Source organism: Clostridium sardiniense (assembly GCF_050584765.1).
Classification (GTDB): Bacteria; Bacillota; Clostridia; order Clostridiales; family Clostridiaceae; genus Clostridium; species Clostridium sardiniense_A.
The window spans coordinates 1,090,334-1,104,013 of the sequence record NZ_JBNOOR010000001.1; the positions used below are offsets into that span (position 1 = coordinate 1,090,334).

Annotated in this window: 14 protein-coding genes; 11 read left to right on the forward strand and 3 right to left on the reverse strand. The window is 28.3% G+C overall.

The features are described from left to right. Positions 1-83 precede the first annotated feature (83 nt). The 9 genes from ACQPUW_RS05220 (at position 84) to nrdR (ending at position 10,275) form a co-directional block, all read left to right on the forward strand. The gene (locus tag ACQPUW_RS05220) at positions 84-1,139 is read left to right on the forward strand and encodes a type IV pilus twitching motility protein PilT (protein WP_430836428.1); all 1,056 of its coding nucleotides are present in this window, start codon (positions 84-86) and stop codon (positions 1,137-1,139) included. 183 nt (positions 1,140-1,322) lie between these two features. Then, a complete protein-coding gene (locus ACQPUW_RS05225; RefSeq protein WP_430836429.1) occupies positions 1,323-2,612 on the forward strand; it encodes a cell division FtsA domain-containing protein in 1,290 nt (429 codons plus the stop codon). 13 nt (positions 2,613-2,625) lie between these two features. Then, positions 2,626-3,780 carry a cell division protein FtsZ gene (ftsZ, locus tag ACQPUW_RS05230; RefSeq protein ID WP_430836430.1) on the forward strand — a complete coding sequence of 385 codons (1,155 nt, stop codon included), beginning with the start codon at positions 2,626-2,628 and terminating at the stop codon, positions 3,778-3,780. 196 nt (positions 3,781-3,976) lie between these two features. After that, positions 3,977-6,628: an SH3 domain-containing protein gene (locus ACQPUW_RS05235; RefSeq protein WP_430836431.1), complete on the forward strand. Its 2,652-nt coding sequence runs from the start codon at positions 3,977-3,979 to the stop codon at positions 6,626-6,628. Between the two features lie 369 nt (positions 6,629-6,997). After that, the gene (locus tag ACQPUW_RS05240) at positions 6,998-7,801 is read left to right on the forward strand and encodes a sigma-E processing peptidase SpoIIGA (protein WP_430836432.1); all 804 of its coding nucleotides are present in this window, start codon (positions 6,998-7,000) and stop codon (positions 7,799-7,801) included. Between the two features lie 10 nt (positions 7,802-7,811). After that, positions 7,812-8,519 carry an RNA polymerase sporulation sigma factor SigE gene (gene sigE / locus ACQPUW_RS05245; protein WP_430836433.1) on the forward strand — a complete coding sequence of 236 codons (708 nt, stop codon included), beginning with the start codon at positions 7,812-7,814 and terminating at the stop codon, positions 8,517-8,519. Positions 8,520-8,599: 80 nt separating this feature from the next. After that, positions 8,600-9,373, forward strand: a complete 774-nt coding sequence (gene sigG / locus ACQPUW_RS05250; RefSeq protein WP_430834348.1) for an RNA polymerase sporulation sigma factor SigG — start codon at positions 8,600-8,602, stop codon at positions 9,371-9,373. 92 nt (positions 9,374-9,465) lie between these two features. Further along, entirely contained in the window at positions 9,466-9,744 is a 279-nt protein-coding gene (locus tag ACQPUW_RS05255) for a YlmC/YmxH family sporulation protein (RefSeq protein WP_430836434.1), read from the forward strand. A gap of 81 nt (positions 9,745-9,825) precedes the next feature. Beyond that, a complete protein-coding gene (nrdR, locus tag ACQPUW_RS05260) occupies positions 9,826-10,275 on the forward strand; it encodes a transcriptional regulator NrdR (RefSeq protein ID WP_204595678.1) in 450 nt (149 codons plus the stop codon). 44 nt (positions 10,276-10,319) lie between these two features. On the opposite strand, the gene ACQPUW_RS05265 is transcribed toward nrdR, so the two are convergent. The 3 genes from ACQPUW_RS05265 to ACQPUW_RS05275 form a co-directional block, all read right to left on the reverse strand. Further along, positions 10,320-11,423: a tyrosine-type recombinase/integrase gene (locus ACQPUW_RS05265; RefSeq protein ID WP_430836435.1), complete on the reverse strand. Its 1,104-nt coding sequence runs from the start codon at positions 11,421-11,423 to the stop codon at positions 10,320-10,322. Positions 11,424-11,495: 72 nt separating this feature from the next. Continuing rightward, positions 11,496-11,960 (reverse strand): ImmA/IrrE family metallo-endopeptidase, encoded by a 465-nt coding sequence (locus ACQPUW_RS05270; protein ID WP_430836436.1) that lies wholly within the window; start codon positions 11,958-11,960, stop codon positions 11,496-11,498. Between the two features lie 20 nt (positions 11,961-11,980). Then, positions 11,981-12,499, reverse strand: coding sequence for a helix-turn-helix domain-containing protein (locus ACQPUW_RS05275; protein WP_430836437.1), 519 nt, complete (start codon positions 12,497-12,499; stop codon positions 11,981-11,983). 159 nt (positions 12,500-12,658) lie between these two features. Between ACQPUW_RS05275 and ACQPUW_RS05280 the strand changes: the two genes are divergently transcribed. After that, a complete protein-coding gene (locus ACQPUW_RS05280; protein ID WP_430836438.1) occupies positions 12,659-12,901 on the forward strand; it encodes a DUF739 family protein in 243 nt (80 codons plus the stop codon). Between the two features lie 12 nt (positions 12,902-12,913). Next, entirely contained in the window at positions 12,914-13,669 is a 756-nt protein-coding gene (locus ACQPUW_RS05285; RefSeq protein ID WP_430836439.1) for a phage antirepressor KilAC domain-containing protein, read from the forward strand. The last annotated feature ends 11 nt before the right edge of the window (positions 13,670-13,680 follow it).

Below are 13,680 nucleotides of genomic sequence, written 5' to 3' on the forward strand. Positions count from 1 at the left end.
AATTCCTCTATAAAAATAGAGGAGTTTAGCTATTTTTATAGAAATATAGAAGATGGGGGAAATCAATAGGTCGGAGGAAAGAAATGTATACTTTAAGAGAATTATTAGGTAAAACAACAGAGTTAAATGCATCAGATTTACATTTAACAGTTGGGATACCACCAACAGCAAGGTTGAATGGAAAATTAATGCCACTTGGAGATGAAAATCTAACTCAAGATTGTATGGAGAAATTCGCCAAGGAAATACTAGGAAACAGATTTGATATATATAATGAAGACGGAGAAGCTGATACATCATATTCATTATCAGGAATAGGAAGATTTAGAGTAAATGTATTTAAGCAAAGAAATAGTGACGCAATAGCATTAAGAGCTATACGATTAAAAATTCCGACTTTAGATGAACTAAATCATCCAAGTGTATTAAAAGAGTTAGTTAAAAAGCAAAGAGGATTAGTTCTTGTAACAGGTCCAACGGGAAGTGGTAAGAGCACAACTCTTGCTGCCATGATTAATGAAATAAATGCTACAAGAAGTGCCCATATAATTACTTTAGAAGATCCAATAGAATATCTTCATAAACATAAAAAGTGTATTATAAATCAAAGAGAAATTGGTAAAGATAGCAAAAGTTATAAGAGCGCATTAAAAGCAATTTTAAGAGAAGATCCAGATGTTATACTTGTAGGAGAAATGAGAGATCTAGAGACTATTTCAATTGCTATTACTGCAGCAGAAACTGGACATTTAGTATTCTCAACGCTACATACTATTGGTGCAGCAAAAACAATAGACAGAATAATCGATGTTTTTCCACCACATCAACAACAGCAAATAAGAATACAACTTGCAGCGGTGCTACAAGGAATAGTGTCTCAGCAATTAGTTCCCACTGTAGATGGAAAAGGAAGAATTGCAGCACTTGAAACAATGATAATTACGCCAGGAATACAAAATCAAATTAGAGAAGGAAAGACTTATCAAATAGAGTCTGCAATACAAACAGGAAGCAAATATGGAATGAAGAGCATGGATATGTCTTTAGTTGAACTTGCTAGGAATGGAAGTATAACTAAAGAGACGGCAATGATATATTCTGTTGATAAAGAAATATTGAAAAGGATGATGATGCTTTAAAATGAATATAAATGATCATTAATTAAGAAATTTAATTAGTGATCATTTATTTTATTAGAAAATATTAAAGAAAAATAACAAAAATATTAATATATTATTAAAAGAAAAAAATAAAAAGGAATTTATAAATATATGTTGAATATATAAATGTAAGTAGGAATGACAGGAGGGAAGATAGGGAAAATGCAAGAATTTTTAGTTACAGCAATAGATATAGGGACACAAAAAATTTCAGCTTCATGTGGATTGTCATCAATTGGGAAAGAGGTTGATATATTAGGAAGTTCTTGTGTTTATTCAAAGGGTGTTGAAAAAGGGAAAATAGCTGATATGGAAAAATGCAAAGAAGCATTTCTTGAAGCTTTAGATAATTTAGAAAAAGAGATAGATAGAGAAATTAAAGATATTTACATAGGATTACCATCTACAGATGTGAAAATCCAAGAAAGTAATTTTGAAGATGATATTAATGGAATAGTATCTCCGAAGATTCTTAATGATGCATTAAAATATATTAGAGAAAATACTTTTGTAAATGATGATGAAGAGATATGTGATGCTTTTATAAATTGTTATAAAGTGGATGATAAGCTTAGTTTAAATTTAGCTGAAACCTTAGAAGGAGACAAGCTTTTAATAAATGCTACTGTTGTTACTTGTAAAAAAGATGTAATAAAAAAATACATGGATTTATGTATTGGCACTAGATACAATATTAAAGGATTTATAGTTAACATAATGTCACTTAAAAAAATCTTTTTCTTTAGAGATCAACTTGGAGAAAGAGTTATGGTAGAGAGTGGCGCAGCACTTACAGAAGTAGCTATATTTAAAGATGGCGTAGCTAAAGAATTATTTTCTATTCCTTTAGGAGGCAATAATATAACAAGTGATTTATCAATTTGTGGTGGGCTTTCTAATGAAGAAGCAGAAAAAATGAAGTGTAAATACAGTAGTAATTATGAAACACTTTATAGTGAAAAAGATGAAAAGGAACTTACTTTGGATGGAAAAGGCATCCATAAGGAACTTTTTTATAAAGTTTGTGAGGCAAGAATTGAAGAAATTCTTAATTATGTAAATAATGAATTAAAAAACACTGGTCATTTTGATAATCTATGTAGTATAATTTTATGTAGTGATTCTTTAACAAACTTTGAAAATATAAATAAACTATCTAAAGAAATCATGAATGATAGAGTTCGTATATTTACAAAAAATGATTTTGGTATGCAAAATTTTTCAAATATTACCTCATTAGCTATTGTTAAAGAGGTGCATGATAGGGTAGAATTAATATGTGAAGATTTTACAAAAGATGTTAAAGATAAGACTTTAAGATTTGAAAAAATAAGTGATATAAATAGAAACGAAGAATGTGATATAGTAGAAAAAGAAGATCACGTTAAGAAAAAAAAGAATAATAAAGGCATTAGGGGAAAATTAAGAAGTTTACTAGAGGATATTTTCTAAAGGAGGAATTGTTTTGTTAGATTTTGAAGTGGATATGCAAGAATTAACTAATATAAAGGTAATAGGCTGTGGAGGCGGAGGAAGTAACGCTGTAAACAGAATGATAGTTGAAGGATTAAAAAATGTAGAGTTTATAGCTATTAATACAGATAAACAAGCACTTATGTTATCACATGCCAATCAAAAAATTCAAATCGGAGAAAAGCTTACTAAAGGACTAGGAGCAGGAGCTAATCCTGAAATAGGACAAAAAGCAGCAGAAGAAAGTAGAGAAGAAATAACAGCAGCTATTAAAGGCGCAAACATGGTATTTATAACAGCTGGTATGGGCGGCGGAACAGGAACAGGTGCTGCACCAGTAGTTGCTGAAGTAGCTAAATCATTAGAAATACTTACAGTAGGTGTTGTAACAAAACCTTTCCCATTTGAAGGAAAGAGAAGAATGAGACATGCTGAAATGGGTATAGCTAAATTAAAAGAAAAAGTTGATACATTAGTAATAATACCTAATGAAAGATTATTATTTATGGCTGATAAAAAGACAACTTTATTAGATTCATTCAGATTAGCTGATGATGTTTTAAGACAAGGTGTACAAGCAATTTCTGACCTTATAACTATTCCAGGAGTAGTTAATGCTGACTTTGCGGATATAAAAGCAGTTATGTTAAATAAAGGTTTAGCACATATGGGAGTTGGACACGGAAATGGTGATAATAGAGCAGCTGATGCTGTTAAAGAAGCAATTGCATCACCATTACTTGAAACTTCAATTGAAGGAGCAACAGGTGTTATCTTAAACTTTACAGGTGGAGCAGACCTTGGAGCACTTGAAGTATACGAAGCAGCAGATGTTGTAAGAGAAGCAGCAGACGCTGATGCTAATATAATTTTCGGGGCAGTTATAGATGAAACATTACAAGACGAAATAAGAATAACTGTTATTGCAACTGGCTTTGAAGAAGATGGAATAGGAGCTTTACCAAAAGAAACTGCTAAGGTAGAAGTTAAATCACAAATAAAACAACAAGTTGAAGAAAAGGTTGAAGAGGCTAAGGAAGAAGTTGCAGCTACAACTTCCGAAGAAACTGTAAGTTCAACTATAACTTATACAGAAGAAGATTTATCTATACCTACATTCTTAAGAAGACCAAGAAGATCAAATTAATAATAAGAAATTTTTAAGACCTTGGAAATTAGTTTCCAAGGCCTTTTTTATACAATAAAGTTACAAAAAAGTTAATAATAAATGAAAAAATAGAAAAAATAAGGGGTTAAAATCTTTGATTAGATAAAAAGATATGGTAAAATTAAAAAGAATATTAGCAATTAAGAAAAATAATGTTATAAATGGGGAGAATAGTATGAAAAGGAAACAAATTACAACTATGATGTTGGTTGTAGCAGCAACCACAGGTTCATTTATATTTAATAATACCAAAGCATTTGCAGACACTCATAAAAATAATATTAGTACTTTCGGCCTTGAAAGAGCTTCAAGCAAAGGAAAAGTGGTAAACGTTGAAACTAATCTAAGAATAAGAAAAGATCCAAGTACTAGTAGTAGCGTTATAGGATATCTTAGAGATGGACAAACTTTTGAGATACTAGGAAAAGAAGGCTCATGGTATAAGATAAAAAATGAAAATAAGATAGGTTTTATTCATAAAGATTATGTAAAAGAGATAGATAGCAATAATAATGAAATAAGTACTAGTTTAAAAGGAGAAGTAATTAATATTACATCTACTTTAAGGCTTAGAGGTTCAGCTTCAACTGGTGGACAAGTTATAGGATATTTAAAAAATGGAGAAAAGTTTGATATATTAGGAAAAGCGGGTTCATGGTACAAGGTTAAAGTTAGTGGAAAAGTTGGTTACGTACACGGTGATTATGTAAAAGTAATAAATCAAGGTAGTAGTAGTAATAACACTAGCAATAATAGCAATAATAAACCCACAGAAATAATGAAACAAGGAACTGTAATAAACATAACTTCTAGTTTAAGAGTAAGAAAAGGCGCATCAACAAATTCAGAAACCCTTGGGTACTTAAAAAATGGAAGCAAGCTTGAAATAGCATCAAAGTCAGGAGTATGGTACAAGATAAAATACGGAAATGGCTATGGTTATGTACATGAAGACTATGTAAAAATAACAGGTGAAAGCGGAAACAATAATAATAGTAACAACAACAATAATAATAAACCAGTAGAAACAATGAAGCAGGGAACTGTAATAAACATAACTTCTAGTTTAAGAGTAAGAAAAAGCGCATCAACAAACTCAGAAACTCTTGGTTACTTAAAAAATGGAAGCAAGCTTGAAATAGCATCAAAGTCAGGAGTATGGTATAAAATAAAATACGGAAATGGCTATGGTTATGTACATGAAGACTATGTAAAAATAACAGGTGAAAGCGGAAACAATAATAATAGTAATAACAACAATAATAATAATAAACCAGTAGAAACAATGAAGCAGGGAACTGTAATAAACATAACTTCTAGTTTAAGAGTAAGAAAAAGCGCATCAACAAGTTCAGAAACCCTTGGTTACTTAAAAAATGGAAGCAAGCTTGAAATAGCATCAAAGTCAGGAGTATGGTACAAGATAAAATACGGAAATGGCTATGGTTATGTACATGAAGACTATGTAAAAATAACAGGTGAAAGCGGAAATAATAATAACAGCAATAACAACAATAATAATAATAATAAACCTTCAGATAAGGTTGAAGGAACAGGTAAGGTTATAAATATCACAAGTAACTTAAGAGTAAGAAAAGGTCCAGGAACAAATCACGAAGTTTCCGGATATTTATTAAATGGAGATACTTTTGATGTTTTAGGAAAAGAAGGAACATGGTATAAGATTAAAAAGGGAAGTTTAAGTGGTTATATAAGTCAAGACTATGTAAAATTCTATCCAAATGGAGGAAACTCAAATAACAAACCTGAGAAGCCAGAGAAGCCTGAGAAACCAGAAGTAACAAAAAAATTTGGAAAAGTACAAGTAAGTAGCGAACTTAGAATCAGAGAAAAAGCAAATACAAATTCTAAAATATTAGGAAATCTAAGAAATAGTGATGTTATTGAGATTTTAGGAGAAGAAAATAGTTTCTATAAAATAAAAAGTGGTAGTATAGTTGGATATTCAGCAAAGGAATTTATAAAAGAAATATCTCAATCAGAAGCTGAAGATAATAATAACAATAATAGTAATAGTAATAAACCTGAGAATGGAACAACTATGACAACTAATTACCATATGTCTATGGATTCATATATAAAATTACAGCAATCAAGAGTTCCAGCCTATGATTATAATTATTATGAAAAATATATAAATCCAAATAAAGCAAGTAATCAATCACAATTCTTAAGAATAGATGAGTTTAGAAATATTAGTGTAAGTGGATTAAACAATTACTTTAATAGTAAAGATGCTGGTGTTTTAAAGGGACATGCACAAGGGTTTGTTAATGCAGCAAAGAAATTTGATATTGATCCAATATATTTTGCTGCTCAATCAATACATGAGACAGGCTATGGAAAAAGTAAGTTAGCTGAAGGTGTTACCATTACAGAAATAGCTAATCCTGATAAAGGAAAGTATAATAGCAATGGTGAATTAATTGGATATGAAATGATTAAACTTGCAAAACCTGTAACTGTATATAATTTATTTGGTATAGGAGCATATGATAATTCGAAAGTATTCCCAAATAGAGCACTAATTCTTGGAACAACATACGCATATAATCATGGATGGACAACAGTTGACAAAGCTATTGAGGGAGCCGCTAGCTTTGTATCAAGTAATTATGTAAAAAGTTCAAAGTATAACCAAAACACATTATATAAAATGAGATTTATACCTAACACAGATTTAATATGGCATCAATATGCAACAACTCCATGGTATGCTGAAAGTATAGGGGCGCAAATGGAGCAAATGAAAAATTTATATACAGGAAATAATGACTTTGTTTATGATAGACCTAAATTTAATTAATGTAGAATTATAAAATTTACCTAATTTATATTAATTAAAGAAGAAACTTAGAGCTTAATAACAAATGTAATATATCTTTGAATAATCCTATAATATAATAGGTTTTTAAATTACTATATAAAAGTAAAATAACTAAAAATAACTATAAGAGACTTATATAAGAAATATAAGTCTCTATTTTTTTGCAAAAATTATAAAAAAATAGATGAATTATATATGTAAATATCAACAAAAAGTAATAAAAAAATTAAAAGAAGTTTTAGTGTAATTATATGTAAAAAAAATCAGTTAAAAACTACTGTTCTTAACAATTAATATGACAAAATTTTGAAAGATATAGTTATATAATTTTATTAGGAGGTTGATCAAGTGGATATATATGTAGATATATTATTAATTGAAAATTTTTTGGTCAATTTATTTTTGCTAACAATATCCTATAGAGTACTTAGAGAAGCGTATTCATTTAAAAAATGTATATTTGCAGCAGCCTTAGGAGCTTTGTACACCTTAACAATGGTTTTTAATGAGTTAAATTGGCTATCTAATAACTTTTTTCAAGTTATTGTTTCATTAAGCTTAGCTTATATTCCATTAACAAATAAAAAAATAGGAAATGCTTTAAAATGTGGGGCAACATTTATAGCATCGGCATGTGTTTTGAGTGGGATTTGTTTTAAAATAGCTGTTATAACTAATGAATATTCAATAAAGAATGGTATTATGATAAATGATTTTAAGGTGAAGTATTTAATTATCTGTGTAGCTATTCTTTTTATAGCTCTAGAGAGAATTACAAGTTATATAAGAGAAAAAAATATAATAAGAGATTTCTTCTATGATATTGAGATAACACTTAAAGACAAAGTTATTATGGTAAAGGGATTCTTAGACTCCGGAAATGAACTAAGAGAGCCAATTACTAATTTACCTTGTATATTAGTTGAAGAAGGTTATCTAAATACATTAGATATAAAAAATGAAGGTGTATTCTATATTCCCTATAGTGCTATTGGATACAATGGAAGCTTAAAGGGATTTAAAGTAAACAATATAAAACTTAAAAAAAGTGGAGAGACCTTTAGAGAAATAGATGCAATATTGTGTCCATGCAAAGATACTTTAAGTAGGGATAATGAGTTTAATGCATTATTATCGAGAGGGGTAATATAAGGAGGGTATTATGATAAAAATTCAGATGTTATTAAATAGAATATTAGAAAAACTAGGATTGTTTAGAAAGAAGCTGCATTATGTAGGAGGAAGTGACGCTCTTCCACCACCCCTTTCTAAAGAGGAAGAAGAGGCTCTTGTAAATAAATTAAATGATGGAGATGAAGAGGTTAGGAGCACTTTAATAGAAAGGAATTTGAGACTTGTTGTTTATATAGCTAGAAAATTTGAAAATACAGGAGTGTATGTAGAAGATCTAATTTCAGTTGGTACTATTGGACTTATTAAAGCTGTAAATACATTTAATCCAGAAAAAAAGATAAAGCTTGCAACATATGCATCTAGATGCATTGAAAACGAAATACTTATGCATTTAAGAAGAAATAATAAAATTAAAGCGGAAATATCATTTTATGAACCTTTAAATATTGATTGGGATGGAAATGAACTTCTTTTATCAGATATTTTAGGTACAGAAAATGATATAATTTATAATTTAATTGAAGATGAAGTAGATAAGCAATTATTATTTATTGCACTAAAAAATTTAAATGAAAGAGAAAAAGAAATTGTAAAACTAAGATTTGGTCTAAATGGGACAAATGAAAAGACTCAGAAAGAGGTTGCAGACCTTTTAGGCATATCTCAATCCTATATTTCAAGATTAGAAAAAAAGATAATAAATAGATTAAAAAAAGAAATTAGTAAAATGGTTTAGGTTGTCTGTAGTATAAAACTATTATCTTGCGGAGATACTTTTTATTGTGATGATATTACTTCCAAAAGGAGTTGATGATATTGATCATTAATAAAGTTGAGATATGTGGAGTAAATACTGCGAAACTTCCTATAATTAAAGAAAAAGAAAAAAGAGAACTTTTATTAAAGATGCAATCAGGAGATAATAGTGCAAGAGAGACATTTATAAAAGGAAATTTAAGATTAGTGTTAAGTGTAATTCAAAGATTTAATAATAGAGGAGAAAATGTTGATGATTTATTTCAAGTTGGATGCATAGGACTTATGAAGGCTATTGATAATTTTGATCTTTCTCAAAATGTTAAGTTTTCAACTTATGCAGTTCCAATGATAATTGGAGAAATAAGAAGATATTTAAGAGATAATAATTCAATAAGAGTTAGTAGGTCATTGAGAGATATAGCATATAAAGCATTACTAGTAAGAGATAAATTGGTTAAAGACAATAATAAGGAACCAAATATCTCACAAATAGCAAAAGAATTAGAGATACCTAGAGAAGATGTTGTATTTGCATTAGACGCTATACAAGATCCTGTATCTTTATTTGAACCAATATATCATGATGGCGGAGATGCTATATATGTTATGGATCAAATTAGTGATTCTAAAAATACTGATGAAAATTGGTTAGAAAATATCTCAATAAATGAAGCTATGAAGAGATTAACAGATAGGGAAAAATTAATATTAAATCTTAGATTTTTTAGAGGAAGAACGCAGATGGAAGTTGCAGATGAGATAGGTATATCTCAGGCACAAGTTTCAAGACTAGAGAAAACAGCACTAAAACATATGAGGAAGTATATTTAGAAAAAGAACTCTTTAAGAGTTCTTTTTCTTTAGATAAATAATAAATAACTATACTTTTGAATATAAATGTAAAATGTAAAGGGGGAGTTTAAATGGAAGAAAATTTACATTCAATTAATGCAATGAGAAATATGGAGATAATAGATGTAAACACAGGAAGAAAGCTTGGATATATAGTAGATATAAAATTAGACTGTGAAGAAGATAAAGTACAATCATTAATTATACCGGGAGAGAATAAAGGTTGGTTTGGAAAAGGAGAGGAGATAGAGATTCCTTGGGAGAATATAGAGAAAATAGGTATTGATGTTATACTAGTATCAGCTGATAATTTAAATATTGTTTCAAGAGATGATAATAATTACAGATAATATCTAGTCAGGAAAGGAAAAAATATGTATAATAACGATATAGAGTAAGTAATTAAACGTACAGAAAGGTGGGAGCTATCTATGAAATGCCCTTTTTGTTCTTTTCAAGAAAGTAAGGTAGTTGACTCAAGATCAACAGATGATAATACTACAATTAGAAGAAGAAGAGAATGTTCAAATTGTAATAAAAGATATACAACATATGAAAAGGTAGAAGATATTCCAATTTTAGTTATTAAAAAAGATTTAACTAGAGAAAATTTCAATAAAGAAAAAATTGTGAATGGATTAATTATAGCATGTCAAAAGAGACCTATTTCTAGAAAACAAATAGAAGAAATTGCAGAAGATATTGAAAAGACAATATCAAATAAGATGATGACAGAAGTTCAATCAAACTACATAGGGGAAATGGTTATGGAGAGACTTAAAGAGATTGATGAGGTTTCATATGTAAGGTTCGCTTCTGTTTACAGACAATTCAAAGATATTAATACCTTTATGGAAGAAATAAATAGATTAATGAGATAAACCCAAGTAAATAAGCCACTTAAATTGTAAACGGCAAAAATTCGTCAAAAAATATTATTTATAACATTTGAAGCTCTGTCTAACATGTCATTGGTAACATGGCTATATGTTTTCATAGTTTGCTCAACAGTATGTCCAAGTAAATTAGCAGCAGTTTTAAAGTCTATGCCGTTTGCAATTAATTTGGTTGCGTAAGTATGTCTTAATTCATGAATTGATATATTGAATCCAAGTTCTTTAAGTTTTCTATTTAAGAAACTTATAACAGCATCATTACTTTGACTTTTTATTATTCTATTCATTAAATTTATAGGTTGAGTTCTTTTTAATTTTTTTAAATATACAATTGTCTTTAGTGGTATTGGAACGCATCTATAGGAGTTTTTAGACTTTAGTTCATCAAATCCATATTCTTTAGGATTTAGACTAATTACCTTCCATTGTTTATTTACAGTTAATGTAGCTGTTTCAAAATCTACATCATTCCAAGTTAATCCCATTATCTCACCTATTCTTAAACCACAAGTGCCAGCTATAATTATTACAGGTACGTAATTACTATATCTAGAGTTTTCGAAAGTACTTACTAAATCATTGAATTCTTTATCTGTAAGAGCTTTCTTTTCAAATTTCTTTTTAGATTCCTTTATATTTAAATTTTTAACTGGTGATTTTGAAATTATATTATAATTATTTATAGCAGTATTAAATATAGTTGAAAGTTTAGTAAGATAGTCTTTTATAGTTGTTTCTCTTAAACCTTTTTGTGTGAATTTATCTACACATTTTTGTATATTAAATGTATTGATATCTTTTAATTTTAAATCATAAAGTTCTTTAAATGCTTTTATGGTAGCTCCATAAGCAATTACTGTTTTTAAAGATCTATAAATTTTTATATGTTCAATATACATATCAGCAAATTCTTTAAATGTAATATCATAGTAATCTAGATTTAATTTATGTTCTAGGTTATTTTTTATTTGTTGAAGTAATTCATCAGCAGCAAATTTAGCTTTCTTTTTTCCTTCTCTAGTATTAGGAAATCCTTGTTTAGATTTTTGTTTCCATTTACCTAATTCATCTTTATAGGATATTATAACTTGTATTCCATTATTTTTTTCTCTGTAAGTAATATTGTAATCCATAAAATCACTCCTTATCGAATATATGTTCTTATTAATTTATAAAATAAACAGTTGATTATACAACTGATATTTTTAGAACGATTTACCTATAAATAAATTAGGAATAAAATAAATTAAATAATTATCTATTTCATACATATCTCCATATTTACATTTATAATAATTAATAGCTTCTTCTAAGTATTCTTCTGTAATTCCTAAGTATTCAGCTATCTCAAATTTTCCAGAACAACCATGTTCAAAAGCTTCTATTAATCCAATCAAGCCAATATTTTTATCATAGCCATATCTTCTTGCTATAATTTCTTGTTTTTTATTTTCTATTTTACATTGATTGGTTATATCTCCATAGTTCAATCTATAATGGCCTAATTCCTCAGCCAATATACAATATTTATTTTTTATATTCATTCTACTATTTAATATAATTATATTATTTATACATTTTCCACAGGGAGTATCAGTTCCTAGATCTATTTCAATAACTTGAGCTCCCTGTTTATGTGCTTCATTTAATAGATTTTCATATTTAGTCATAGGCATCTCAATCCAATCAATTAATTTTTTTTGTTTAAAAACTCATTAATTTTCTCATTCATAATATTCTTTTCTTCATTAGATAAATTATCATCATGACAAGCAATTAAATAAGGTGTATCATTTTCCTCTGCAAGTGAAGCACAGGTTTCATTTTCACTTGATTTATATGCAGAGTTATTTATAAATTTAGGATTATCCATTAAATCTTTTGTATAAGTAATAACTTTCTTTTTACCTATATCATTTAATTTTCTTAAATCTTCTATATGTTGTTGTTCTTCTTCAGATAAAGTAATATTTGTTTTAGTTATTAACTCACTAGTTTTCTCCATAGGTACAGCTAGACCCATTAACCAAGCTTCATTAACATCTAATGCTTTTGCAATTTTATATATATTTTTTTGTTTTGGCTCATAAGCACCTGAAATGTAAGTGCTGATAGAAGATTTTCCTATCTTAGTTTTTTCAACTAAATCTGCTTGTTTCATATTACGTATTTCTAATGCTTCTTTAATTCTGTCTGCTATAGTAGCCATTTGAATCACCTCTTAAATATAATATATCAATAATGTTCAGAAAACGCAACAAAAATACGAAAATAAATAAAAATAAGTTCAGAAACACGAAAAAAAGTTATTGACAAAGAAAAAAATAAGAGTTATTATAAGTTCAGAAACACGAACGGAGGTGGAGAGATGATATTTGATTACAGTAAGCTAAGAGGAATAATAAGAGAAAAATTTGGAACCCAAGATAAGTTTGCTAAAGCTCTTGGAGTAGGACGAGTAAGTTTGAGTCAGAGACTTAATAATCATTTAGAGTTTACACAAGAAGAGATAAACAATTCTTGTGAATTATTAGAAATTAATAAGAATGATATAGCAAAATATTTTTTTACCATAAAAGTTCAGAAAGGCGAACTAACAAGAGCAAGTTAAGGAGGACAAGCAATGAATAATTTAATGATTTTTGAAAATAAGCAACTTATAGAATTACAACAAGATGATAATTATGAAGTAATAATTAGTGGTAGAGAACTACATGAATTTTTAAAAATAAAAACTCCATATAAGAAGTGGTTTGAAAGAATGAAAGAGTATGGATTTGTTGAAAATACGGATTTTGTTACAGTTGGACAAAAAAGTCCAATTGCAAATGGGGGATATAAAGAAATAACAGAGCATGCAATTAAGTTAGATATGGCAAAAGAAATTGCAATGATTCAGCGCAGTGAAAAAGGTAAACAAGCTAGACAATATTTCCTGCAAGTTGAAAAAGCATGGAATAGTCCAGAAATGATTATGAAAAGAGCTTTAGAGATTGCAAACAAGCAAGTTGAAAATTTAAAGCTAGAAAATACGGAACAGAAAAGGCTATTAAAAGAACAAAAACCTAAAGTTCTTTTTGCTGATGCAGTTAGTACAAGTCATACATCAATATTAGTTGGAGATTTAGCAAAACTAATAAAACAAAATGGAATAGATATTGGAGGAAGGAGATTATTTGAATGGTTAAGAATTAATGGGTATCTAATCAAGAGAAAAGGAACCGATTATAATATGCCTACGCAAAAATCAATGGATTTAGGACTTTTTGAAGTTAAAGAAACAACAATAAGTCATTCAGATGGACATGTAACAACTAGTAGGACACCAAAGGTAACAGGAAAAGGACAACAATATTTCATAAATAAGTTTTTAAATTAAGGAGGACAAGC

Excerpts from the sequence above, each read along its gene's own strand:
- ACQPUW_RS05220 (WP_430836428.1), top strand. The coding sequence starts at position 84 with ATGTATACTTTAAGAGAATTATTAGGTAAAACAACAGAGTTAAATGCA.
- ACQPUW_RS05225 (WP_430836429.1), top strand. The coding sequence starts at position 1,323 with ATGCAAGAATTTTTAGTTACAGCAATAGATATAGGGACACAAAAAATT.
- ACQPUW_RS05235 (WP_430836431.1), top strand. The coding sequence starts at position 3,977 with ATGAAAAGGAAACAAATTACAACTATGATGTTGGTTGTAGCAGCAACC.
- sigE (WP_430836433.1), top strand. The coding sequence starts at position 7,812 with ATGATAAAAATTCAGATGTTATTAAATAGAATATTAGAAAAACTAGGA.
- ACQPUW_RS05255 (WP_430836434.1), top strand. The coding sequence starts at position 9,466 with ATGGAAGAAAATTTACATTCAATTAATGCAATGAGAAATATGGAGATA.
- nrdR (WP_204595678.1), top strand. The coding sequence starts at position 9,826 with ATGAAATGCCCTTTTTGTTCTTTTCAAGAAAGTAAGGTAGTTGACTCA.
- ACQPUW_RS05265 (WP_430836435.1), bottom strand. The coding sequence starts at position 11,423 with ATGGATTACAATATTACTTACAGAGAAAAAAATAATGGAATACAAGTT.
- ACQPUW_RS05270 (WP_430836436.1), bottom strand. The coding sequence starts at position 11,960 with ATGACTAAATATGAAAATCTATTAAATGAAGCACATAAACAGGGAGCT.
- ACQPUW_RS05275 (WP_430836437.1), bottom strand. The coding sequence starts at position 12,499 with ATGGCTACTATAGCAGACAGAATTAAAGAAGCATTAGAAATACGTAAT.
- ACQPUW_RS05280 (WP_430836438.1), top strand. The coding sequence starts at position 12,659 with ATGATATTTGATTACAGTAAGCTAAGAGGAATAATAAGAGAAAAATTT.
- ACQPUW_RS05285 (WP_430836439.1), top strand. The coding sequence starts at position 12,914 with ATGAATAATTTAATGATTTTTGAAAATAAGCAACTTATAGAATTACAA.